Source organism: Candidatus Frankia alpina, assembly GCF_902806485.1.
Classification (GTDB): domain Bacteria; phylum Actinomycetota; class Actinomycetes; order Frankiales; family Frankiaceae; genus Frankia; species Frankia alpina.
This window is the reverse complement of the sequence record NZ_CADCWT010000030.1, coordinates 1-23,833: the sequence shown is the minus strand read 5'-3', so window position 1 is coordinate 23,833 and position 23,833 is coordinate 1. Positions and strand designations below refer to the sequence as shown.

General features: G+C 72.9%; 16 protein-coding genes and 2 pseudogenes. 10 read left to right on the top strand and 8 right to left on the bottom strand.

Going from position 1 to position 23,833, the window contains the following annotated elements; translation table 11 throughout:
* Positions 1-52 precede the first annotated feature (52 nt).
* The 4 genes and pseudogenes from G6R25_RS05920 to G6R25_RS05905 all read right to left on the bottom strand — a co-directional run bounded on the left by G6R25_RS05920 (position 53) and on the right by G6R25_RS05905 (position 4,139).
* Positions 53-1,339, bottom strand: a complete 1,287-nt coding sequence (locus G6R25_RS05920; protein WP_163552177.1) for an ABC transporter substrate-binding protein — start codon at positions 1,337-1,339, stop codon at positions 53-55.
* Between the two features lie 441 nt (positions 1,340-1,780).
* Positions 1,781-2,056 (bottom strand): annotated as a pseudogene (locus G6R25_RS29490) (NADPH-dependent FMN reductase); the annotation flags it as partial.
* A gap of 242 nt (positions 2,057-2,298) precedes the next feature.
* Positions 2,299-2,898 carry a redox-sensitive transcriptional activator SoxR gene (gene soxR / locus G6R25_RS05910; RefSeq protein WP_235947556.1) on the bottom strand — a complete coding sequence of 200 codons (600 nt, stop codon included), beginning with the start codon at positions 2,896-2,898 and terminating at the stop codon, positions 2,299-2,301.
* Positions 2,899-2,978: 80 nt separating this feature from the next.
* A complete protein-coding gene (locus G6R25_RS05905; RefSeq protein ID WP_163552176.1) occupies positions 2,979-4,139 on the bottom strand; it encodes an alkaline phosphatase PhoX in 1,161 nt (386 codons plus the stop codon).
* Between the two features lie 322 nt (positions 4,140-4,461).
* Between G6R25_RS05905 and G6R25_RS05900 the strand changes: the two genes are divergently transcribed.
* From G6R25_RS05900 to G6R25_RS05890, 3 genes are all read left to right on the top strand, one after another.
* Positions 4,462-5,628, top strand: a complete 1,167-nt coding sequence (locus G6R25_RS05900; RefSeq protein ID WP_163552175.1) for a UDP-glucose--hexose-1-phosphate uridylyltransferase — start codon at positions 4,462-4,464, stop codon at positions 5,626-5,628.
* Positions 5,628-6,827 (top strand): galactokinase, encoded by a 1,200-nt coding sequence (gene galK / locus G6R25_RS05895; protein WP_163552174.1) that lies wholly within the window; start codon positions 5,628-5,630, stop codon positions 6,825-6,827. The genes G6R25_RS05900 and galK overlap by 1 nt, the downstream gene beginning before the upstream one ends.
* A gap of 241 nt (positions 6,828-7,068) precedes the next feature.
* Entirely contained in the window at positions 7,069-8,340 is a 1,272-nt protein-coding gene (locus G6R25_RS05890) for a CE1 family esterase (RefSeq protein ID WP_235947554.1), read from the top strand.
* Between the two features lie 557 nt (positions 8,341-8,897).
* Here the strand turns inward: G6R25_RS05890 and hrpA are convergent.
* Positions 8,898-13,274 carry an ATP-dependent RNA helicase HrpA gene (gene hrpA / locus G6R25_RS05885; protein ID WP_419469311.1) on the bottom strand — a complete coding sequence of 1,459 codons (4,377 nt, stop codon included), beginning with the start codon at positions 13,272-13,274 and terminating at the stop codon, positions 8,898-8,900.
* Between the two features lie 374 nt (positions 13,275-13,648).
* Here hrpA and G6R25_RS26335 point away from each other — a divergent pair, with 374 nt between their 5' ends.
* Positions 13,649-14,029 carry a hypothetical protein gene (locus G6R25_RS26335; RefSeq protein WP_163552172.1) on the top strand — a complete coding sequence of 127 codons (381 nt, stop codon included), beginning with the start codon at positions 13,649-13,651 and terminating at the stop codon, positions 14,027-14,029.
* Here G6R25_RS26335 and G6R25_RS26330 read toward each other — a convergent pair.
* Complete coding sequence (locus G6R25_RS26330) at positions 13,951-14,985, bottom strand: hypothetical protein (RefSeq protein ID WP_163552171.1); 1,035 nt, start codon at positions 14,983-14,985, stop codon at positions 13,951-13,953. The two genes, G6R25_RS26335 and G6R25_RS26330, sit on opposite strands and share 79 nt — an antisense overlap.
* A 40-nt stretch (positions 14,986-15,025) precedes the next feature.
* Between G6R25_RS26330 and G6R25_RS26325 the strand changes: the two genes are divergently transcribed.
* Positions 15,026-16,336 (top strand): hypothetical protein, encoded by a 1,311-nt coding sequence (locus tag G6R25_RS26325; protein ID WP_163552170.1) that lies wholly within the window; start codon positions 15,026-15,028, stop codon positions 16,334-16,336.
* Here the strand turns inward: G6R25_RS26325 and G6R25_RS05865 are convergent.
* A complete protein-coding gene (locus G6R25_RS05865; protein WP_163552169.1) occupies positions 16,323-17,189 on the bottom strand; it encodes a helix-turn-helix domain-containing protein in 867 nt (288 codons plus the stop codon). The genes G6R25_RS26325 and G6R25_RS05865 overlap by 14 nt on opposite strands.
* A gap of 1,326 nt (positions 17,190-18,515) precedes the next feature.
* Between G6R25_RS05865 and G6R25_RS05860 the strand changes: the two genes are divergently transcribed.
* The 3 genes from G6R25_RS05860 to G6R25_RS05850 all read left to right on the top strand — a co-directional run bounded on the left by G6R25_RS05860 (position 18,516) and on the right by G6R25_RS05850 (position 20,643).
* On the top strand, positions 18,516-18,752 hold the full coding sequence (locus tag G6R25_RS05860) for a DUF397 domain-containing protein (protein WP_009742485.1): 237 nt from the start codon (positions 18,516-18,518) through the stop codon (positions 18,750-18,752).
* A 12-nt stretch (positions 18,753-18,764) separates the two neighbouring features.
* Entirely contained in the window at positions 18,765-19,796 is a 1,032-nt protein-coding gene (locus tag G6R25_RS05855) for a hypothetical protein (protein WP_235947552.1), read from the top strand.
* 433 nt (positions 19,797-20,229) lie between these two features.
* Positions 20,230-20,643, top strand: coding sequence for a heme-binding protein (locus tag G6R25_RS05850; protein ID WP_163552168.1), 414 nt, complete (start codon positions 20,230-20,232; stop codon positions 20,641-20,643).
* Positions 20,644-20,666: 23 nt separating this feature from the next.
* Here the strand turns inward: G6R25_RS05850 and G6R25_RS05845 are convergent.
* A pseudogene (locus G6R25_RS05845) lies at positions 20,667-20,956 on the bottom strand (Rdx family protein).
* A 167-nt stretch (positions 20,957-21,123) separates the two neighbouring features.
* Here G6R25_RS05845 and G6R25_RS05840 point away from each other — a divergent pair.
* Entirely contained in the window at positions 21,124-22,413 is a 1,290-nt protein-coding gene (locus G6R25_RS05840) for an ABC transporter substrate-binding protein (protein WP_419469310.1), read from the top strand.
* Positions 22,414-22,707: 294 nt separating this feature from the next.
* Positions 22,708-23,697, top strand: a complete 990-nt coding sequence (locus G6R25_RS05835) for a malate dehydrogenase (RefSeq protein ID WP_163552166.1) — start codon at positions 22,708-22,710, stop codon at positions 23,695-23,697.
* The last annotated feature ends 136 nt before the right edge of the window (positions 23,698-23,833 follow it).

Below are 23,833 nucleotides of genomic sequence, written 5' to 3'. Positions count from 1 at the left end.
CCTGACCATCCTTGGGGACGCACGCCCGCGCCCGGGGCGGGTGTGCGGCGGGTCAGGAGCCGGCGCGGCGCAGGATGTCCAGGCCGTTGTAGGTCTCGGGGCCGAGGGGGACGAACGACTTCGAGGCGCTGTCCCAGCGGGCGCCCCGCATCGTTGTGTTGAAGATTCGTTCCGCGCCGGGGATCGGGGTGGTCGCGGTGAGGTCCAGCGACGGGACGATGCCGCCCAGGTCCAGCTTCCTGGTCCGGTTGAGCTGGGCGAGCAGGTTCTTCGACGTCAGCGGCCCGGACACCTGGTTGCCGACCTTCTCGGCGATCTGCACCGACAGCCACGCCCCGGTGGTGGTCGTCGTCGTGCGCAGGGCGGGGGCGGCGTCGGCGTCCCCGGCGGTCTGCTCGGCGTCGAGCTCGGCGACCATCCGTGCGACCTCGGGGAAGTGGGCGGTCTGGCTGAGTTCCGGGAAGGCGGTGGCGACGACGAGCTTGTCCGCAGCGGGGCCGAGCGTGGCCAGGTACTTCGGCGACAGGGTGCTCGCCGCGTGGCAAGTGCGGATCTGCTGGCCCGACTTGGAGATCACCGCGTAGGCGGCCTGGTCGAAGACCACGAGCACCGCGCCGTCGGCGCCGGAGCGGGACAACTGGGAGATCGCCGGAGTGAAGTCGCTTGTCGTGATCGGAATGCGGATCTTCGGGCTGATCGGATGGTTGACGGCCTTCGCGCCGCCCTCGGCCATGACGATCAGCCGGTCGCTGGCGCTGAGGTCGTAGCCGACCAGGCCGAGGTGGCTCGCCCCCGACTTGACCAGCAGCGCCGGGCAGACCGCCGGGTAGAGCGTCAGCGGGCTGATGACGTAGCTGACGGGGGAGCTGAGCTCGGAGCCGTCGGCGGAGATGCCGGCGGATCCGATCGACGGTATGCCCGCGTTCTGCAGGATCGGCATGATCCCGCCGGCGCCGCTGACCTCGCTGACGACGGCGAGGACACCGGAGTCGACGGCCTGCTGGGCGCATTTCTTCGCGGCGGTGGCGTCGTTGCGCTCGTTGCAGTGGACGAGCTCGACGGGACGTCCGCCGATCCCGCCGCGGGCGTTGACCCCGCGCACGGCGGCGCGGGTGGCGGCCACCATCTCGGGATAGTTCGTCCCCGCGGTGCCCGTCGGTGCGATGATCATCAGCTTGACGGACGATCCCTTCGCGGCCGGTTTGGACGCCGCGGCGCTGCCCGACGCGCCGTCCGAACCACCGCCGCAGGCGACGACCGTCGCCGCGAGTGCGGCGGCCAGACCTGCCCGGGCCAGACCTGCCCGGGCGAGTCCATACAGCCCGTACCGTCGTCGCACTCTGTCATCTCCTTGTCGTCCGTCCCCGCCGGGCACCGCGCTCCGCTGCTGGGGCCAGCCACGGTAGCCGTTGCAGGAGAGCGCCCACGCACTGGCGGCGCGAACCAGTACGTTTGGAGCGTCGTCACCCGGCGGTGCCGGGGGGCCGGGGGGGCGGTTCAGATCACCTGGGACCAGGCGTAGGTGAAGCCCATGATCTGGTCGACGAGTGTCTCGAGTCTCGCCGCGGCGGCCGGGTCGATCAGCCGGCCGTGGGCGTCGAAGAGGGGCTCCTCGGTGTTCAACGTCAGGCCCAACGGGGTCGGCCAGCCGCGCAGGGCGTGCACGCACGAGCGCAGCGCGTCCAGCGTCGTGACGGCGGCCTGGGTGCCCTGAGCACAGACGATGGAGACCGACCGCCCGCCCGTCGAGGTACGGCCGGGGCGCGCCGTGCAGGTCCTCCAGATAATCGAGCGGGTTCTTGACCAGGCCGGACATCCCGCCGTGATAGCCGGGGGTGGCGATCACGACGGCGTCGGCCTGCTCCACGGCGGCGAGTAGGCGCAGCGTCGCGGCGGAGCGTTCGGGCCGTTCGGGGGCGTACATCGGCAGGTCCAGCTCGGCGGACCCGAACAGCACCGTCTCGGCGCCGGCCTGGGCCATCGTCGCGAGCACCGCCGTCAGGGCCCGATGGGTGGCGGAGTCGGTCCTGGTGGTGCCGCCGATCCCGACGATCATCGGCCGGCGGCGACGGGTGCCCACCGGGCCGGTCCCGGTGGGCGCAGGGCCGACGGGCCGGTGCGCGGCTCTGTTGGGCAGCGAGGAGATCGGTTCGCCGCCGATGCGTTGGCCGAGGCCGTTGACCTGCTCCGTGTAGCCGGTGCTCGACCGAAACGGCCCATATGTGTCCCCCACAACCCCTCCTGAGACCCTGCGTCGGCTCGCCCTGGCGCGTCGTGGACCGGCCGCGCCACCCGCCGTCACGTCTGTCCTATCCGACGCACCCCGTCCCCCCCGGCGGCGGGTCTGGTCGGATCGGTGCCAGGGCCGGTCGGATCGGTGCCGGTGCCGGTGCCGGTGCCGGCGAGGGCGGGCTGCGGGCGGTGGCCGCCGTGATGCATCCGTCCGGCGCCGCGCAGCGTCGCGGGCAGCGCCCGGGCCCCCGAGCCGAGGGCGCCGATCCGGTCGGCCGGGTTGGAGATCCGGCAGCGCCGTAGGGACAGGCAGCCGCAGCCTATGCACGAGTCGAGCCCGTCGCGCAGCGCCTCGAGGGCCGTGATCTCCTCGTCCAGCCGGGAACGCCAGCGCCGCGAGATCGCCGACCAGTCCGTCTTGGTCGGGGTGCGGGCGTCCGGCAGCGACGCCAGCGCCTGCGCCACCTCGTCGAGGCTGAGACCCACCGCGGTGGCCGCGCGGATGAACGCCAGCCGGCGCAGCACGTGCCGTTCGTAGCGGCGCTGGCCCTCGGCGGTGCGGGTGGCGCCGATCAGGCCCTGCCGCTCGTAGAAGCGCAACGCGGACGGGGCGAATCCGCTGCGCTGCGACAGCTCGCCTACGGTCAACAGATCGGTGGGCAGCATGCCCGCGATCGTACGTCCCTATAGTTGAAGTCAGGTTCAGCTTTATCGCCTGGGCCGGGCAGCCGGTCGTGTCGGTCGGCTCAGCGACGGAAGGGGCCGGTCACCTCGAAGGTGATGCCGCCGCGGTTGCGCCCGGTGACACCGCGCTGGGAGGAGAAGTACAGCCGGCGCCCGTCCGGGCTGAACGCCGGGCCGGTGATCTCGGACCTGTCGTGCGCCGGCAGTCGTAGGAAGGGCGCGACCACGCCGTCCGGGGTGATGAGCACCAGCGCGGGGCGGGCGTGGTCCTCGGCGACGTACAGGTCGCCCGAGCGCGCGCCGACGACGTTGTCCACTCCGGTGAGCGGCGGCGGGTCGGGCACGCTCGCCCGGTCGTAGATCAGGTCGATCCGCCCGGCGTCCACCCGGTACGCCCACACCCGGTCATCGCCCTTCGTCGTCAGGTAGCAGACGCCGTGGGCGTACCAGCAGCCCTCGCCGCCGTTGAAACGGCGGGCCCCGCGGACCTGCCGGCGGGTCGCCCGGGGAAAGCCGTCCGGATCACGCACCTGTTCCCAGCGCACCGGCCCGGACACGGCGTCCGCATCGCCGACCAGCACCTCCAGCCGGCCGACGGACAGATCGCCCCAGCGGTCCGGGCGGAACCGATAGAAGCAGCCGTCCTTGCGATCCTCGGTCAGGTAGATCACCCGGTGGTCGGGGTCGCAGGCCGCCGCCTCGTGGGCGAAGCGACCCAGGGCCGGACGCGCCACGGCCTTGCGCGACCCGTCCGGCCACGTCTCGTACACGCGTCCGGAGAAGAACTCCTCGCACGACAGCCAGGTCCCCCACGGGGTGGCCCCGCCGGCGCAGTTGGCGGTGGTGCCACCGAGGATGCGCCCCGCCGAGGCGATCGAGCCGTCCGCCCGGAATCGCAGCGCCGAGGCGCCGCCGTGCATCAGCACCTCCGAGTTCGACACGTACGTCCAGCCGCCGTCGGGTCCGGGGAAGCAGGCCCCGCCGTCGGGTGCGTCGTGCCAGACGTACTCGGTCGCGCCGACGAGCAGGTGCGAGCGGGCGACGATCCGGCTAGTGAAACCGGCGGGCAGCGCCACCCCGGAGCGGTCCGGCGGCCGCAGCGGCCCGTACGGCCCCACCCCGGGCCGGGCGGTGGCGGCCAGGGCCGCATGCCAGGTCGCCCCGGAGAACGCGGCGGTGCCCAGCGCAGCCACCGCCGAGCGCAGCAGCATCCGTCGATCCATCCCCGCCCACCTTTCCCGGGCCGGCCGGTGCCGTCGACCGGCCCCGCCGGGTCGTCCGCCGTGTGATGCGCGTTGCATGCTTCGGCCGGCCGGCCGGCCGCGGCGCGCCGACGACACCGCCTGTCGCCTGTCCGGATCGCCGTACGTGCGGATTGTCGCCGGCGCGCCATGTTGGCGTCCCTCCGATGACTCTAGGGTCATCGGATCATTGCGTCAGGTAACTGGGGGGTGTGGATGCTCCCCGGTTGTGGCCACCGGTAGATCTTCCGGGGTGGTCCGGACGGGGCTGGCCCGGCCTCGTCCGTGGCAGGCTGTCGATTCGATGGACGACACCACGCATCGGCGGTTCAATCCACTGACCGGCCGCTGGGTTCTGGTCTCGCCGGGGCGGGTTCGGCGCCCCTGGCACGGCGGTCGGGAGGCGGCGGCGACGCCCCCCGTCGTCGCGCACGACCCCGACTGCCATCTGTGCCCCGGCAACAAGCGTGCGGGCGGCGCCCGCAACCCCGACTACCGGGGCACGTACGTGTTCACCAACGACTTCCCGGCGTTGCGACCCGCCGCGAGCGATCCCGCGCAGCCCGGCGTCGCCCAGCCCGGCGCCGAGCTGGGCGGCCTGCTGCGCAGCGCCCCCGCGCACGGGACCTGCCGGGTGGTCTGCTTCGGCCCGGACCACGGGCGGGGGCTGGTCGACATGTCATCCTTCGAGGTCCGCGCGGTCGTCGACACGTGGGCCGCGCAGGAGGCCGAGCTGTCCGAGCGGTGGCGCTGGGTGCAGGTCTTCGAGAACCGAGGCACCGCGATGGGCGCCTCCAATCCGCACCCACACGGGCAGATCTGGACCTGCGACGCGCTCCCCGACGAGGCCGCCGCCGAGGACATCCACCAGCGGGAGCACTTCGCCCAGTCGGGCAGCTCCCTGCTACTCGACTACATTCGAACCGAAACGCGCGCCGCGGAGCGGATCGTCCTCGACGACTCCGACTGGCTCGACGACTCCGACTGGCTCGTCGTCGTGCCGTTCTGGGCGGTGTGGCCCTTCGAGACGCTGCTGCTGCCGCGCCGCCCCGTCCAGCGGCTCGCCGAGCTCGACCACGCCCAGCGCGACAGCCTGGCCGACGTGCTGGGCCGGCTGCTCGCCGGCTACGACGCCCTGTTCGACCACCCGTTCCCGTTCTCGATGGGCTGGCACGGTGCCCCGGGCCCGCATCCGGCGGGCGCCGCGAGCCGGGCGACCCGTTCGCGGCGCCGCCCCGAGGGGGTCTGGCAGCTCCACGCCCACTTCTATCCGCCGCTGCTGCGTTCACCGACGATCCGCAAGCATCTCGTCGGCTACGAGATGCTCGCGGAGCCCGCGCGGGACCTCACCCCTGAGGACGCCGCGGGCCGGCTGCGCGCGGTCATGGCGGAGACCTGGGACGGGGAGGCGACCCTGCCCGGCGGCCTCGAGCCGACCTCGGCCGCGCCGCTGCAAATCCGACCGGCCTGATGCCGGTGCCGGTGCCGGTGCCGGCCGCGCTGCGGGCGGTGCGGGAGTTCGTGGCGGTCTACGGCCGCGGGCCGACGCACCTGGTGCGCTCACCGGCCCGGGTCAACCTCATCGGCGAGCACACCGACTACAACGACGGCCTGTGCCTGCCGCTGGCGATCGACCGCGAACTCTGCATCGCCCTGCGCCGCGCCGATGACCTCCCGACCGCGGGGACCGGCATCGGTGCGCACCTGCGGCTGGTGTCCGAGCAGGATCCGACGCCCGCCGTCGTCGGGCTGCCGCCGCCCGCCGTGGACACGCCGCCGCCGGCCCGCGCGACCGGCTGGGCCCGGTACGTCGAGGGCGTGGCGGTCCAGCTCGCCGCGACCGGCCTGGTGCCGTGGCAGGGCGCGCTGGCCAGCGACATCCCACTCGGCGCCGGCCTGTCCTCCTCCGCCGCCCTGGAACTCGCCGTCGCCCTGGCCTGCACCCACCTCGCCGGATCGGTGCCGACACCGACGGAACTCGCCCGGCTGGCCCAGCGCGCCGAGAACGCCTGGGTCGGCGCCGCCACCGGCCTGCTCGACCAGCTTGCCTGCGTCGGGGGGATCGTCGGGCACGCCCTGCGCATCGACTGCCGGGCGCTGAGCGTCACACCCGTCCCGCTGCCGGCCGGGCTCGCCGTCGTCGTCATCGACACCGGCTCGCGGCGCCAGCTGGTGACGAGCGCCTACGCCGACCGGCGAGCCGAATGCGCGCGCGCCGCCTGGGCACTGGGCGTGCCGGCGCTGCGCGACCTTGACGCCCTGCCGGCGGATGCCGCCAGCCGGCTCGACCCGGTGGCGCTGCGCCGCGCCCGCTTCGTCATCGCCGAGAACGCGCGGGTGGACGCGGTCGCCGGCGCGCTGGCCCGCGGGGATGCCGAGACCGCCGGCCGGCTGCTCCTGGCCGGCCATCGGGGTATCCGGGACGACTTCGAGGTATCCGGACCGGAGCTCGACGCGGCCGTGGCCGCGGCCAGCGGCGCCCCGGGCTGCTTCGGCGCCCGGATGACGGGCGGCGGGTTCGCGGGCTGCGCGGTGGCCCTCGTGGACCGCGACCGGCTCGGCCCGTTCACAGCGGTGTTCCACCCCGCCTATTCCGCCCGTGCCGGCCGGGAAGCCGTTCTACACGTGTGCTCGGCGGTCGCCGGAACCTCGGTCACGGCGTTGCGCTAGGCCGACGCTGCGGGGGCCGGAGGCGTCTACCCGCGACGAGTGGCCCGAGGCGGGTGGGTGCCCGCGTCCGGGCAATCGCGGCACGGTCGGGCGAACCCAGGCGGGTGCGCAGACCGTCCGATCCGGCCGGATCGGACGGTCTGCTGTGCTGTTCTAGGCCGGTATAGGAGTCCTTGACGGGAAGCGGGTTAGGATGACCGCTCTGAGCGGGCGGAGACGAGCAGTTGAGAGGACGGTGTCCGTGCTGCGCTGGGCGCGGGTCGGGCTGCCCCGGCGGGGACGGCTGCTGCGTGGGGTCGGGATCGTCGCCGTGGTCGCCATCGGCCTGGCCACCCTCGTCCTCGCGGCGATGTCGCCGTTGTCATCCGCGTCGGCCAATGCCGCGTCGGTCACCTCGGCCACGACGGCCACCGCAGGGCCCTCGGCCGGCGCTGCCCATGTCGCCGGCCCGTCCGCGATAGCCGCCGCGCCCACCGCCTCCACCCCCGTGGCCGCGCCCCAGCTCCCTGCCGCCACCGGATTGCCCGCCGCCGGATCGCCCACTGCCTCGGGGCTGGTCACGGCCCCTGGTGCGGCAACCTCCGGCGCGCCTCCCGCAGCCGCGTCCGCCCCGCCGGCGCAGCCCGTGGACACGGTGCACCGCCTGCCCTCCGGGCGGACCTACCAGCTCCACGCCGACGTGCGGCTCTCGCCCACGTTCCGCGGCACGGCCCGCCCGCTGGTGATCCTTCTGCACGGCCTGCTCAACAGCCCCGAGAACATGCGGGAGATGTCCGGGGCGGATCCGTTCGCCGACACCTATGGCTTCGCGGTCGCCTACGGGGTCGGTGTCCACGAGGCGTGGAACGCCGGCGGCTGCTGCGGCCAGGCCACCACCGACGACGTCGGCTACCTGCGCCAGCTCGTCGACGACGCCGCCAGCCACACCCCGGTGGACCGCAGCCGGGTGTACGTATGGGGCTTCTCCAACGGCGCGATGCTCGCCGCCCGGGTCGCCTGCGAGGCTCCTGACCTCGTCGCCGCCGTCGGCGTGGTCGGCGGCCAGGCGATGGTGCCCTGCCCGACCATCCCCGTCCGGCTGCTGCACATCCACGGCACCGCGGACATGACCGTGCCATGGCGAGGCGGCTGGTCGGACTACCTGAAGATGAACCTGCCCGACGGCGAGACGGAGGCCACCCGGTTCGCCCCCGGCTCCGAGATCCGCCACCTCACCTGGGACGGCGGCCACACCTGGCCGTGGTGGGCCACCGGCGCCCTGTGGGACTTCTCCGCCCCCATCTCCCTGGACTCCGCCCTCCCGGACACCACCACCCCGCCGACCACCACCACCTCCTCGTCGGCCACCTCCTCGTCGGCTACGTCTCCGGGCAACACCGCCATCCCGGGCACGTCCGCCTCTCTGAGCGCCTCCACCACCCCGACGGGCCCCACCACCACCACCGCGACGACCTCCGCCGCGACGACGTCCGGTGCCACGGAGGTCCTCGTCGCCCCCGACGAGGGTCCGTAACCGGACGCGGCCCGGGGCCGCACCGGCCGTCCCGACCACCGTCGGACCTCGGGCTATGAACGTCCACCGGTAACAGTTAGTTGCGATGCACGGGAAGCATTGCGGTGCGTTGCGCACGGTCCGCGGGCGCAGACCGCGCAAAACGCACCGCAAACCGGCCCCGCCCTGGCTCGGACTCACTCGTCTGTAGCCGCCGCTTGCGGCGGATCGGCCGTCGAGTGAACGGCAAACCGGCAGTAGTTGGATCATTACGCGCAGTCCCACGGACAGGAGAGGACCCCGATGCCCGACGAAGCTGCCGACCCGCGAACCGGCCTCTCGAACCGGCCTCTCGAACCGGCCTCTCGGCCGAGCGCGCTCCGCTGACGTGGCCGCGGGCTTCCGGTACCGGTGACAAGTCGAACGCCGAGACGCCTCCGGGCGCCGAGCGGAAGCCTCCGGATAAGCGGGGAGGCCGAGCGCGGAACTCTGCCGAGAGGTGAAGGAACCGGGTAGGCGCAGGAACCGGGGTAGGTACAGGAAGAAGCCGGCCGGCCCCCGCGCCGGACGGGAGGCCGTCAGCCGAGGAGGGTGTCGATGGCGCGGTAGACGCGTTCCTCCGACACGGGGTACGGGGTGCGCAGGTTCTGGGCGAACAGACTGACGCGCAGCTCTTCGAGCATCCATCGGATGCGGCGGATCTCCTCGCCGGGCTCCCGGCCCGCGGGCACCGTCGCGAGCAGTTCCCGGTACGCCTCCCAGGTCCGCCCGACGGTCGCCGTGTTGAGCCGGTCGCGGGCGGGGTCGCGGGGCAGCCGTTCCAACCGGCGCTGCAGCCCGGTGAGGTAGCGGACGAGGTCGGCCAGCCGATCCGCCCCGGTTTCGGTGACGAAGCCGCGGTGGATCAGCGCGTCGAGCTGCCCGCGGGCGTCGGCGACGGAGGCGGCCAGCCCGGGGGCGCGCAGCTCACGCAGCGCCAGATCGACGCTGTGCGCGAGCGCGAGGACCTGCTGGACCTCGCGGACGACCGCGAACGACGCCTCGGGCAGGCCGGCGCGCACCGCGGCGAGCAGCGCGGTGAAGCCCGCCTCGTCCCAGGCCGGTCCGCCGGCGGCGGCGATGAGCCGGTCGGCGGCGGCGCGCACGCAGTCGTCGAGCAGGTCGGCGGCGTCGCGGTGCGGGTTGTGGCTCAGGGCGAGCTTCGCCGCGTTGGACAGCCGGCCGTTGAGGCCGCGGATCGGCGAAGCGACGCCGAGCAGCACGAGCCGGCGGGTACCGGCCCACATCGCCTGGCGCTGCTCGGTCTCGGTGTCGGTGGCCCGGATCGCGACGGAGCTGCCCTCGTCGACCAGCGCCGGGAACGCCTTGACGACATGGCCGCCGCGGCGCAGCTCCACGACCTTGGGCAGGCTGCCGACACCGTCCCAGGACCGTAGCTCGGCACGTTCGACGCCGTCGGCCGCGGCGGCGACGGCCTGCCGGGTCCGCGGCCGCAGCCGCTGCTTGATCGCGTCGAGGTCCTTGCCCTCGGCGAGCACCGCCCCGCGGGCCTCCTCGACCCGGAAGGTGATCCGTAGATGGCCGGGGACGGCGGCCAGCGACCAGGAGTCCCGCGGGATCTCCGGCCCGCCCATCCGGCGCAGCTCGTGCTCGACCGCGACCAGCAGCGGCGTCTGGCCGGGGGAGAGCTGCTCGAGCACCGCGCGGGCGTAGTTCGGCGCCGGGACGAAGCTGCGCCGGACCACCTTCGGCAGCCCGCGGATCAGTGCGGTCACCAGCTCCTCGCGCAGCCCCGGGACCTGCCACTCGAAGCCCTCGGCGCCCACCTGGTTGAGCACGGCCAGCGGGATGTGCACGGTGACCCCGTCCGCCGCCGTGCCCGGTTCGAACTGGTAGCTCAACGGCAGGGCCAGGTCGCCGAGCCGCCAGACGTCGGGGTAGTCGGACTCGCGGACGTCCGCCGCGCCCGCGGAGACGAGCAGCGACCGGGGGAAGTCGAGCAGGTCGGGGGTGCTACGTCTGGCCTTGCGCCACCAGGCGTCGAAGTGCCGGGCGGAGACGACGTCGGCCGGGATGCGTTCGGCGTAGAAGCCGAACAGCGCCTCATCGTCGACGACGAGGTCGCGCCGGCGGGCCCGGTGCTCCAGCTCCTCGGCGTCGGCGAGCAGCTGCAGGTTGCGCTGGAAGAACTCGTGCCGGGTCTGCCAGTCGCCCTCGACCAGGGCATGGCGGATGAACAGCTCCCGGCACAGCTCCGGGTCGACCCGGCTGTACTGCACCGGGCGGCCGGCGACGATCGGTACCCCGTACAGCGTCACCCGCTCGTCGGCGAGCACCGCTGCCTGCCGGCGTGACCAGCGCGGCTCGCTGTAGGTGCGGTGCACCAGATGCCCCGCCAGCGGCTCGATCCAGTCCGGGTCGATCCGTGCCGCGGTGCGCCCCCACAGGCGCGAGGTCTCGACAAGCTCGGCGGCCATCACCCAGGCCGGTGGCCCGGACGAACGTTGCCGCGGCGTGTCCGGCTCCGTCCCGTCCGTGGCGGTGGCCTCCGTGGCGGCAGCGCGGTCGGCCCGGCCGCGGCCCCGGGCCAGCGCCGACCCCGGCCACAGCGCGAACCGGCTGCCACGGGCCCCGGCATATTCGCGGCGCTCCGCGTCGTACCGGCCGATGTGCGACAGCAGGCCGGTCAGCAGCGCCTGATGCACCACCCGCGGATCGGCCGCACCCCCGCCCCCACCGTTGCCCCCGCCGCCACTGTTGCCGGCACCGTTGTCGGTGCGGTCGCCGGAGCGGGCTTCGGCGTTCAGGCCCAGGCCGCGGGCCACGGCGGCGAGCTGGCCGTGGACGTCCTGCCACTCGCGAATGCGCAGGTAGTTGAGGAACTCGGTCCGGCACATCCGGCGGAACTGGTTCGCGGACAGTTCGCCGCGAGCATCACGCAGGTAGTTCCACAGATTCAGGTAGGTGAGGAAGTCCGAGGTCGGGTCGGCGAACCGGGCGTGCCGCTCGTCGGCGGCCTGCTGGTGTTCGACCGGGCGATCCCGCGGATCCTGGATGGCCAGCGCCGCCGCGATGACCAGCACCTCCCGCAGGCAGCCCTGCTCATCGCCGGCGAGGACCATACGGGCCAACCGGGGATCCACCGGGATCTGCGCGAGGCGCCGCCCGATCGGCGTGATCCGCCGGCCCGATGCGGTCCGGCTCGAGCCGGTTGCGCCTGTGTCGGCGCTGCCTGTGTCCGTGCCGCCTGCGTCGAACGCCCCGAGCTCGGTGAGCAGCAGCTCGCCGTCGCTGATCTGGCGCGGGTCGGGCGGGTCGAGGAAGCCGAAGGTGGCCATGTCGCCCAGCCCCAGATCGGCCATCCGTAGGATCACCGAGGCCAGGTTCGTCCGCAGGATCTCCGGATCGGTGAACTCGGGTCGGCCGGCGAAGTCCTCCTCGCTGTAGAGCCGGATGCAGATGCCGTCCGCGGTGCGCCCACACCGGCCTTTGCGCTGGTTCGCGGATGCCTGCGAGACCGGCTCGATCGGCAGGCGTTGCACCTTCGTCCGATGGCTGTACCGGGAGATGCGCGCGGTGCCGGGGTCGATGACGTAACGGATGCCGGGAACCGTCAGCGAGGTCTCCGCGACGTTGGTCGCCAGCACCACCCGCCGCCCGGTGTGCGGCTGGAAGACCCGGTGTTGCTCGCCGGCGGAGAGCCGGGCGTAGAGCGGCACGATCTCCGTGTTCGGCCGCTGTTCGCGGGCGAGCGCCTCGGCGGTGTCCCGGATCTCCCGTTCCCCGCTGAGGAACACGAGGATGTCGCCGGGGCCCTCGGCGCACAGCTCGTCGACGGCGTCGCTGATCGCCTGGGTCTGATCCCGTTCGGTCTCGGCCGGCTGGCCACGCCGGCCGCTCGGGCCGCCGTTCCCGCCGCTTCCGCTGTTCCCGCCGTTCCTACCGCTTCCGCCGTCGCGTGCCCGACCGGCCCCGCGACCGCCGCCCGATTTCTCGGTGGGTGGCGACGCGGCCGGGTCGGCGTCGCGGGCGCCCGGCACCAGCGGGTGGTAGCGCACCTCGACCGGGTAGGTGCGCCCGGAGACCTCGATGACGGGGGCGTCGCCGAAATGCGCGGAGAACCGGGCCGTCTCGATCGTCGCGGAGGTGATGATGATCTTAAGGTCCGGCCGGCGGGGGAGCAGCGAGCGTACGTAGCCGAGGATGAAATCGATGTTGAGGCTGCGTTCGTGGGCCTCATCGATGATGAGCGTGTCGTAGCGGCGCAGCGACCGGTCCGTGGAGATCTCGGCCAGCAGGATGCCATCGGTCATCAGCTTGACGAGGGTGTCGTCATGCACCTGGTCGGTGAACCGGGTCTGGTAGCCCACGCCCCCGCCCGCCTGCGGCGATGGGGTGCCAAGCTCCTCGGCGATGCGGTCGGCGACCGTGCGCGCGGCGATCCGCCGCGGTTGGGTGTGACCGATCATCCCGCGTACCCCGCGGCCGAGCTCCAGGCAGATCTTCGGCAGCTGGGTGGTCTTGCCGGAGCCGGTCTCCCCGGCAATGATCACGACCTGGTGGTCGCGGATCGCGGCGAGGATCTCGTCCTTGCGCTGCGTCACCGGCAGGATGTCGGGGTAGCTCAGCGCCGGCACCTTCGCCCGGCGCCGGGCCACCCGTGCGGCGGCTCGCTCGACGTCGGCGGCGATAGCCCGCAGGGCGCGTCGGCGCGCCGCGGGCTCCCGGGTACGCCGGCTGTCGGCGAGCCGCCGGCCGAGCCGGTGGGCGTCGCCGGGCCCCAGCTCCGCCAGCCGGGCGGAGAGGTCCTCGACCCGCACCGTTCCCTCCTGGCCGGCCCGCCGGCGGTCGGCTGATTCCGGGGCGACGCGGGCCGGGGCGACGCGGGCCGGGTCCGCGGCCGGCGTGGGGCGCTCGGAGGCGGGCGCCTCCCGGGCGGGGGTCTCGTCCGTCACAGTCAGGTTCCGTGGGGTGGTCGGGTCCGCCGCGGGGGCGATGCCAGGGCCGGGCGGCGGAGGGGGATGGAGGTCCTCGGCGCGGCGGGAGAGCGCGGCGGGGACGCGAACGGCGGAGGTTTCAAGGGCTGTCCTTCCGCACGCCGTCAAGCCTAGGGCACCGCGGGCACGGGGCTACCCGCTCACGGGGAACCACCGGCCACCGGCCGGCTGATTCCGCCGCTACGAACCGCCCGATGCCCGGTTCGTAGCGATGAGCCGCCGCAGGCGTCCTTCGCAGGCGGCAACGGGTGAGTGGCCTGTAGCCTGCGACCAGCGTGCCCGGGGGCCTCGGGTCGGAAGCGATGCCACTATGGCGGAACTGTCGGACCAGGATGGAACTGTCGAATCATGATGGAACCACCGACCAGGACGGAACCACGGTGGTGACCCGTGGCACTGCTCCCACCATGGGGACGGCGGAGGGCACCGAATCCGGGGGTACCGGCCGCCATCGTAGGCCGCCGCCGGGCGGGCTGAGGGCCGCCGATGGGATCACCGACACCGCCTTCGGCGCCGCCGTGCTGGAGCTGGGCCGCGCGTCGGTCGAGTTGGGTGCCGCCTACCGGGCGCTGGAGCGGGTCATGGCCGCGGTGCTCGTCGCGCTGCGCGCCGTCGCCATCCTGCTGACCCTGTTCTACCTGGTCATCTGGCACTGGTACGCGGGCCAGCCGTCGTGGCGCTCAGCGTCGGGTGGGGCGTGTTCTTCTGCGTGATGGGCCTGCGCCGCGGGGTGGATCGCCCGCTGGCCGCCGCGAGTGTCGTCGTCGCGCTGGCGCTGACGGCCGAGCGCTGGCTGCCGCCGGAGTCGGTGGGGGACAGCGGCAACTTCGTGTTCCTGACCGCCGTCAACGTCGCGATCGTCGCCGTGTGGGCCTTCCCGCCGCTGCTGGCCGCGCCGGGTGTGCTGCTGCTCGGCGCCGGCGTTCTGGTGGGGGGCTGGGGGCACAACCCGCAGGTCATCGTCGAGTCGGCCATGCTGGTGCTGGTGCTGGTGCTGGTGCTGGTGCTGGTGCCGGTGCCGGGGCTGCTGGGCTTCGCGATCGGCCGGCTGCGTCAGATCGCCCGTACCGCCGACCGGCGCTGGGCGAACGTCGTGGCGCGCCACCGCGGTGAGGCGGTGGTCCACGCGGTCACCCGGGACCGTCGAGAGCGCGAGCGGATCATCCACGACACGGTCCTCAACACGCTGACCGGCATCGCCTGGGGCGGGGGGCGGGATGTGGCGCTGGCACGCCGGCGCTGCGCGCAGAGCCTCGCCGCCGTGCAGGGCCTGTTTGACCCGGAGGAGGCGACCGGGCCGGCCATCGACGAGCGCCTCGCCGAGGTCGTCCGCAACGCCACCAGCCCGCGGCTGCGGGTCACCTTCGACAATCATCTGCGCGGCGCCGCCCGTGGGGCGGTCCTCACCGAGCTGCCGGCCGTCGTCGGCGCCGCATTCGCCGGAGCCGTCGGCGAGGCGCTGGCGAACGTGGAGCGCCACGCCGGCACTCGCCGGGCGCGGGTCCGCATCGACGGCGGGTCGGGCGTCGTCACCGTGCGGGTGTCCGACGCCGGCCGCGGCTTCGAGCCGGGTCGACCCGGCCCGGCCCGGCCTGCGCCGCTCGATCGTTGGCCGGCTCGAGGACGTCGCCGGGACGGTCGACATCGTCTCGGCGCCGGGGCGCGGCACGACCGTGCAGCTCCAGTGGCGCACGTCGCGGGATACGCCGATGATCCCTGGCGGGGCGCGGGGTGGTCCGCCTGCCGGCCGTCGGGGTGCGGCCGCGGTTGCCGCGGACCGCCATGGGGTCGTCGCCGATCGTCGTGGGGTTACCGCGATCGCCGACGACCTCGCCAGCGCCTACGCCGCCGGGCTGCGCCGTGCCGTCGGGCAGGTCGCCGGTCTCTGGCTGATCATCATGCTGGTGCCGATGGTCGCGACGCTCGGCTGGGTGCGGGCGCGCCCGGTCGCGGCGCTGCTGTGGGTGGTCCTCGCGCTGGTGGTCGCCGAGACCGCACGGCGGGTTCGGGACCGGCCGCTCGGGCGCGCCGAATCGGCTGTACTGCTGGTGGTGGGCTTGGCCGTGACCGTCGTCGGCACGGCGAACACCCGCGGGCCGGACATCGTTCGGATCGCCGACTGGCCGCTGTACATCCTGCCGCTGCTGCTGGCGTTCATCACCGCCTCCCGGCCGCGGCGGGAGTGGATCGCCGCCACGGTGGCGGCGATCCTGCTGCTGGTCGGGCTGGTTCTTGTCCGGGACACGGACAATTCGCTCGTGTTCGCCCGGCTGAGCTCGAGCATCTACGGGGCGTGCGGCGTCCAGATCGTCACCGCCATGCTCGGCCCGCTGCTGCGCGCCACCGCCGACATCACCGCGCGCACCCTGGCGGCAGAGGCGGAGGTCGCCGCGCGCATCGACGCCTTGCTGATGATCCGCCGCGAGCGCGTCCAGTGGTTGGGCACCGTAGAGGCGGACGTGCTGCCGCTGCTGGCGGGGATCGCCGACGGCCGGCTCGACCCGCGGGCGGCGGCTGTGCGCAGTCGCTGCGCGGTGCGGGCCGTCGTGATCCGCCGGATGCTGACCGGCGGCGGGCCGTCATCTGCGCTCGCGGACCTGGATCCGGTGCTCGCCGACGCCGAGAACGCGGGGATCAGCGTCGAGGTCCAGCTCGCCGGCGATCTGCGCTCGGCGCCGGCGCGGGTGGCATTGGCCGACCAGGTCGGCGCGGTGCTCGCCGCGGCCTCGGGCGGGCGGGCGATCGTCACGGTGCTATGGGCGCTGGACGGGGGGAGCGTCTTCGTCGCGTTGCCCTGGCCGGACGGGGTGCCGCCGCCCTGGTCCGACGGTGCCGGCGACACCTGGCCGGCCACCGGGCTCGAGGTGGGCGCCCCCGAAGTGGAGATCGGCGTCGATCTGGACGATCAGTGGGTGAGCCTGGAACTCACCTGGCCGCCGTCCACCCGAGCCGCGCCGACGGCCCGCGCCGGGGAGGCCCCCGCGGCAGGCCCGGCGCGGCGCGGGCTCAGTACTCGTTGACGATCCGCCGCAGCACCTCAGGGGTGGACGCCGGCGTCGTGCTGTCGACGCTGAGCCGGTTGTAGACCTCCATGTACCGGTCGACGTCCTCGCGCTTGTCCAGGTAGGTGGAGCCGGTGAGCTGCTCGAGGTAGACGACGTCGGGCAGGTCCATCTCCGGGAAGCGCAGGATGGTGAACGCGCAGCCCTCGGCGGCATGGCCCCCGAAGGCGAAGGGCATCACCTGCAGGGTGAGGTTCTGCAACGGCGTGAGGTTGATCAGATGTTCGATCTGCGCGCGCATCACCTTCGGGCCGCCGATCGGCCGGCGCAGCGCCGCCTCGTCAATGACCACCCACAGTCGCGGTGGGTTCTTGCGGTAAAGCAACTTCTGCCGGTTGATTCGGACGCTCACCCGCCGCTCGATCACGTCGACCGGCGCCCCGCTGCTACCTTGAGTGATGATGGCTCGCGCATAGTCTTCGGTCTGGAGCAGGCCCGGAATGAACTGCAGCTCGTAGGTGCGGATCAGCTGGGCGGACTCCTCGAGCCCGACGTATGGCTGGAACCAGGTGGGGAGAACGTCGTTGAAGTTTTGCCACCAGCCGGCGGTGTTCGCCTCGCGCACGAGCGACAGCAATGGAGCTCGCTCGGCTTCGTCCGTGACCTGATAGAAGGTCAGCAGGTCGGCGACGTCCCGCTCTTTGAAGCTGACTCGTCCCAGCTCCATCCGGCTGATCTTCGACTCGGAGGCGCGGATGTGGTATCCAGCGGTCTCCCGGCTGATGCCCTTCTCCTCGCGAAGTCGACGGAGCTGAGAGCCGAGCAGGATCCGACGCACGGTCGGCCCACTTCCCGGCTGAGCTGTCGTCACGGTCGGCCCCCTCGCCATCGGTCAACGCAAGAGTATGACATCTGATCTTCTGGATCCGGATATGTGGCTAGTTCTCTTGTCTGGGCGGCAGCTGCTTGTTTAGCGCAGCGAGGGTTATTTGTATACACGCTCACAGAGGGTGCTGGCGGTGGGCGTCCGCTGGCCTGGTGGTGTAGAGGCCCCCGAAGGTGTGGCCAAGGATCGATGGTAGCTCTCAGTGACGCGAACCCTCCGATTCGTTCCGAAGTTGCCGCATCGAGCCGCTTCCATTCCCCTCACCCCCTTCGGTCCTCCCGCTCGCACTCTCTCGCTCCACTCTCTCGCGTTCCCGCTCGCCCGCCCGGCCCGTGGTGTCCACGTTCCCCGGCGCTTCGCACTCGACGTCGCCCTGGTGCCCCTGGGCTGCCGGTCGCCTCCGCGCCGGCATGGGGCGCCGGTGCTGGCAGGGTTGCCTGTCGTCTGATTCCACTCGACCGCGGGGCCGGGTAGGACGGCCGACTCCCCACTCGGGTGAATTCCGCCGGGTTGACGGCCCGGTCGTGGTGCTCGCGTCGCCCACCGGTGGTGGCCGGCGAGGTTCCCACCCCAGCGGCGGCCGGAGATGTTCCGGCACCGAGACAGTGGAGCGCAGGTGCGACCGGTGAGACTTTGCGTGGTGCGAGGTCCCTCCTGATGGTCTGACGATGGGTTCCCATTGCGTTGTCCCCAGAGCGTTCACGCGGCTCCGGGACTCGGCCGTCACCGGCCGCATCCCGATGTCCGACCTGTCGGGGCTATGAACTTTTACACCGGCGGGCTCCCCCCGATCGGCGTCCCTCGCCGCGGGCGTCCCGGTGCCCTGCGGCGCTTGCGCGTCATTCCCGCAAGTCAGCGACCTCTATGTCGGCTACATCCCTTGATGCGCCGTTACGGAGCCACCGTCCGGTTGCGCGATTCATCACCTTGGGGATTAATTGGGGTGATTTGCTCGCTCTTTCGGGTCATCTCTGTCGACCCTGAACCAGTAGTGCTAGCACCGCCGGGGGGAGGCGGCCGCCGGGCGGGCGCCCCGTCCCGAGGCCCGCGACCGCGGCGGGCGCATGGACGGCCGCACGTGAGGCTGGGGTGCGCACATGCGACCCGCTTGATGCACGTGCACCTGACCGTGCTGTATCGTGAGCCGAAGTTCGTGCAGGCGCACACGCGGGTGCATCGGTAGGGGTTCTCGGGGGTGGACCCGTCCGGTGTGATCGGCGAGGTGTCCATCGCAGTGCGGCGGTGCGACGGGGCGGACTGCGTGGGGTGAGGGCCGTCGTGGCACGGCTACTCGGGTCTTCAGGAGATCGCGTGACCAAGATCTACAGTGGCATGTCGGCGGCGGCGCTGGAGCGCGTGACCTGGCAGAAGAGCCGACGCAGCAACTCGCAGGGCAACTGCGTCGAGATGGCGAAGCTGCCGGGCGACGAGGTGGCCGTCCGCAACTCCCGGCATCCGAACGGCCCAGCCCTTGTCTATACCCGAGCTGAGATAGAGGCTCTGATACTCGGGGCCAAGGATGGCGATTTCGACAACCTTCTCCAGTAGACGCCCGCCATCATGGTCCTGCTGACTCCGGTCGTCCCTTCCCGGCAGGCGCGCGCCACGGCCGTGCGGGCTCCGCTCGCTCGTAGCCCGCAGCACGCGTGGCTGGCCCAGACGTCGCAACGCGACGTCGCCCCGGCCGCTGACCTGCTGGATCGGACGGACATGCGGCGCAACGAGGCCCGTTCTGTCCCTTCCCGTACCGACCCGCCGCCGCGGCCGGCGATCGCCTTCGCGGTGCTTGCGGCCAACCGGACCGGAGACAGCATGCGCCCGCCCACCACGGAACGGATCTTCAGCTCGGGAGATCTTCCCCTGCTCTCACTGCCGGGTGCCGATGGGCTCATCACCTGTCAGTGGACCCACGAATCCCTCGGCGCGCCGGGCTCGTGGCAGGACGACGGCGACACGACCGCCGAGCGTCGGCGGGCGCAGGTGGGCTTCGTCCTGGTCGAGCCGGCGTGGCTGGTCCGGGCCGCCGCCGAGCAGGTGCGCTCGGCCGGCGTCGACGCCATCGTGCTGCACGCCCACCCAAGCCCGCCCGGGCGTAGCGCGCTGGCGCTGGCTTTCGCCTCCCACCTGCGCAACGTGCTGCGGCGCCCGGTAGCCGGTCTCGATCCCCGACTCCCCACCAACGTGGTGACCGCCGGGCTGCGGCCGGATCTCGCGGGTTTGCACGACCTGGTCCGGGTGCCCCACCTGGTGACGATCACCGACGGCACCGGCGCCGTGGCCGACACGATCGTGTGGGAGATCATGACCGGCGGGCAGTTCGACGCCTGGCTCGACGGCGCCCCCCCGACCCGACCAGCGCGCCATCGAGGCGCACCTGCCGGGTCTGCTGCGGCTGCGGGGCCTGTATCGGTCGGGCCGGCTGGACCACCGCCGGGTCGGCGCGTTGCTCGAGATGCTCGACGGCGGTCAGCTCACGACCCGGCTGATCCACCGCTTCCCCCGGGTCGTGCTCCCGCTGGCCGCGGCGGCCTGACCGGCCGAAGGCCACCCGAGCTCACCACGGCCGCCCGCAACGGCGCGGGTCGGTCGTGAGTGTCCCGCGCGGGCGGCGGCGACGTGGACCGCCGCCGCCAGCGCTCACCACCTCGGCGCAGGTGGCCCGCATGAGGCGGCGGTGATGGTCCGGCTGGGCCACCCGCCTGGCCCGGGCGGGCGACCCCGGCGGCGAGCCGGGCGCTGAGGTAGTCCCGGGCCCCCGTATCCCGCCGGCGGTGCTGCGCCGCCGGTGCCGCCGCCCGGTCCGCGTCCGCTACCTCACTGTTTCCCCGTGTCCCGCGCCCCTTCCGCCCAGGCGGCGGCATCAGCGCACCGGATGCGGGCAACATGTGTCCTTCTGCGTCCCGTCGCTCGCGTGCGGAACCGCTGTGAGCGAGGGTTGTTGTGCGGCGCGCCTTCCACCACCCGACAGCCGATCTGGGCCTATGGTCAGGCGCACCGGAACGCCGCTTTATGGGGAGAGTCGCGGATGACCGTATCGCTCGAGGATGCCCGTCGGATCATCGCCGCCGGGGAAAGGTATGCGATTCACCTCGGCCAACCGGTTAACCTCGCTGTCGTCGACTACGCAGGCATTCTGGTGGCCCATGTCCGGATGGGCAACGCCCGCCTGCAGACCGCCGACATCTCGGTCGACCGGGCCTGCGCGGCGCGGGCGCCCACCGTGCCGGCCCGCCTGGTGAACCACACCGGCGGCGAGGGCGGTTCCCTCGGGGACGAGGGGTTCGGCGGCTGGGATCGGCCCGAGCCCGAGCCTGGTTCGGGACTGACCGGCGCGCTGCCGCTGCGGCGGGACGGAAGGATCGTCGGCGCCGTCGGGGTCAGCGGTGCTCCCGCACCGCTGGACGAGGCCATCGCCCGCGCCGCCGCCGCCGCGTTCTGACCCGCCGCTTCCGGTGGCGGAGCTCAGGCGTCCGGGTCGGGCGTCGGCGCCTCCACATGGCCGAGGGGGCGTCCGGGCGCTACCTCGTCCCGCACGAGCCGCTTGACGGCGGACGGCTCAGGAAAGCCCTGCTCCCGCCGGTCCCAGAGCACCCGGTCACCGAGCCGGACGACGAACACCCCGCCCGTCGCGGGTACCAGGCAGACCTCGGCCAGATCACCCTCGAACGTGGTCAGCAGCTCCTGGGCGAGCCAGGCCGCCCGCGGCAGCGGGTGCAGTACTCGATCTTCAGGGTCGGTTTCGCCGCGGCCATCGCCCCATCCTCCCCCGCCGGTCAGATGGCACGGGTGGGTCGGCGAATATTTCGGCGGGCATCCAGCGTGACCCGCAGCCTAAACCCGCATAATCGGCGTTCTGGCGAATCTCACAAAATAATCGGAATGGCATCCGTGCATGACGCCGTGCTTCAAGCTTAGAGGAGTGAGCAGCGTCACGGTTGCGGCCGCTGGCCGCCGCCGACCGGAGGACGGGTTGCGGCGTCGGGTGCGGGGCCGCCGCCGCATCGTCGTCGGCCTGCTGGGCCTGGCGGTCGCGCTGGGGGCGGTCGGCTGCCGGGTGTCCGGCGACGAGAGACCGGCGGCGCCGCGCTGCGCCGAACCGGGCGTCACCCCGGACTCGGTGCGCCTCGGACTGCTCTACCCGGACACCGGCAATGCGGCGTCGCTGTTCGCGCCGTTCCGGGCTGGCGTCGACGCGCGGCTCGGGGTCGCCGACGAGGCCGGTGGGGTGGGCGGTCGCCAGGTCCAGTACACCTGGCGCGACGACGCCTCGAGCCCCGCGGGCAACGAGGCCGGTGCCCGTGAGCTGGTCCAGACCGACCGGGTCTTCGGCATCATCGAGTCGACCTCGGTCGCCAGCGGTTCCGCGACGTACCTGCACGGCGGGCGGATACCGGTGACGGGTACGTCGCTGGAGGCGGCCTGGACGCAGAACGACAACATGTTCAGCTACTCGAACATGATCTCGGATGGGCCGTCCGTCACCACCTGGGGCGCGTTCGTGGCCGAACGCGGCGGGCGCAACGCGATCATCGCGCAGTCGGCGTTCTCGGCGACGTCGGTGACGATGGCGGACAAGCTGGCGCTGAGCCTGCAGGCGGCGGGTATCCGGGTCGCCGGGCGGGTCGACGCGACCGGGCCGATCGATATCCCCGGCATCGGGGAGAAGGTGCGGGCCAGCGGCGCGGACGTCCTGGTCGGCGCGGTCACCGGCGCCGCCTTCGGCCAGGTGGTCGTCGGCGCCCGCGCCGCGCGTGCGAACCTGAGAGTGATCCTGTCGCCTGTCAGCTACGACCAGCGCCTGTTGAAGGTCTTCGGCCCGGTGCTCGCCGGCCTCTACACGTTCGTCGACTACCAGCCGTTCGAGCTGGGCACGCCCGCGCACCAACGCTTCCTGGCAGCCATGATCAAGTACGCCCCGCAGGTGTCACCGCCGGCCCAGCAGGCCGCCCTGTCCGGCTGGATCTCGGCCGACATGTTCCTGCGGGGGCTCACCGCGGCCGGGGCGTGCCCGAGCCGGGAGGCGTTCATCCGAGGGCTGCGCGGGCTGAAGGGCTACGACGCCGACAGCTTGCTGCCCGCCCCGATCGATTTTTCCGCGCATTTCGGGCAGATCAACCGCTGCTATACCTTTCTGCAGGTCGCCGCCGACGCGCAGCATTTCGAGCTCGTGCCGCTGGTACCCCGCTGCGGCGACGAGATCGGCCAGTAGGGGCCGGCACCGCCGGGGAGTCGCGGCTCGCCCGTCCCCCGCGGCGCCCGGCCCGCGCGGGCCGTCTCGCACGTCCGCGGGCCGACGTCGGCGCGCCCGCCGGCCGTGCCGACACGGTGTCGGGGGGGGGTGTGAGCCGCTCCGCCCCGCCAAGCTCCCCCTGTTGCAGGCGGTCGGACTAGCATCGTTGGGGCGGCATATAGACATCGCATTCTCGTGGGCCGGTCCACGATCGCCGTCGGTCGTCCCGGTCCGCCACCCGAGCTTCCGGACGACCTGCACCAGGAGATGCCAGTGAGTTCAACGCCCGTCAACGTCACCGTTACCGGCGCCGCCGGTCAGATCGGCTACGCGCTGCTGTTCCGCATCGCGTCGGGCCAGCTGCTGGGCGCGGACACGCCGGTGAAGCTGCGGCTGCTGGAGATCCCGCAGGCCGTCCGGGCGGCCGAGGGCACCGCCCTCGAGCTCGAGGACAGTGCGTTCCCGCTGCTGGCCGGGGTGGACGTGTTCGACGACGCCAAGCGGGCGTTCGAGGGCACCAACGTCGCCCTGCTCGTTGGCGCCCGCCCCCGGACCAAGGGCATGGAGCGCGGCGACCTGCTGTCCGCCAACGGTGGCATCTTCAAACCGCAGGGCGAGGCGATCAACAGCGGCGCGGCGGAGGACATCCGGGTCCTGGTCGTCGGCAACCCGGCGAACACGAACGCGCTCATCGCCCAGACGCATGCGCCGGACGTGCCCGCCGAGCGGTTCACCGCCATGACCCGCCTCGACCACAACCGTGCGATCGCGCAGCTGTCGAAGAAGCTTGGCGTCCCCAGCGCCGAGATCCGCAAGATCACCATCTGGGGCAACCACTCGGCCACCCAGTACCCGGACATCTTCCACGCCCAGGTGGGCGGCCGCAGCGGCGCCGAGGCCGTCGGCGACCAGAAGTGGATCGCCGAGGAGTTCATCCCGCGGGTGGCCAAGCGCGGCGCCGAGATCATCGAGGTCCGCGGCGCCTCCTCGGCCTCCTCGGCCGCCTCGGCTGCCATCGACCACGTCTATACCTGGACCAACGGCACCCCCGAGGGTGACTGGACCTCCGCGGCGATCCCGTCGGATGGCTCCTACGGCGTGCCCGAGGGGCTCATCTCCTCGTTCCCGGTGACCGCCGCCGGCGGGAAGTTCGAGATCGTGCAGGGTCTGGAGCTCGACGTCTTCTCCCGGGAGAAGATCGACGCCTCGGTGCGTGAGCTCGCCGAGGAGCGCGACGCCGTCCGCGCGCTCGGCCTCATCTGAGTTCTCCGGAGCGCAGCGCACCATCCGCGGAGCGCGCGGGCGGCACCCGACCGTCCGCGCGCCCCACCGGCGAAGATCTGCACCGGATTCTGTCGCGGATGTGACGCATCGGCCCGGTGCCGCCCACACCCAATAT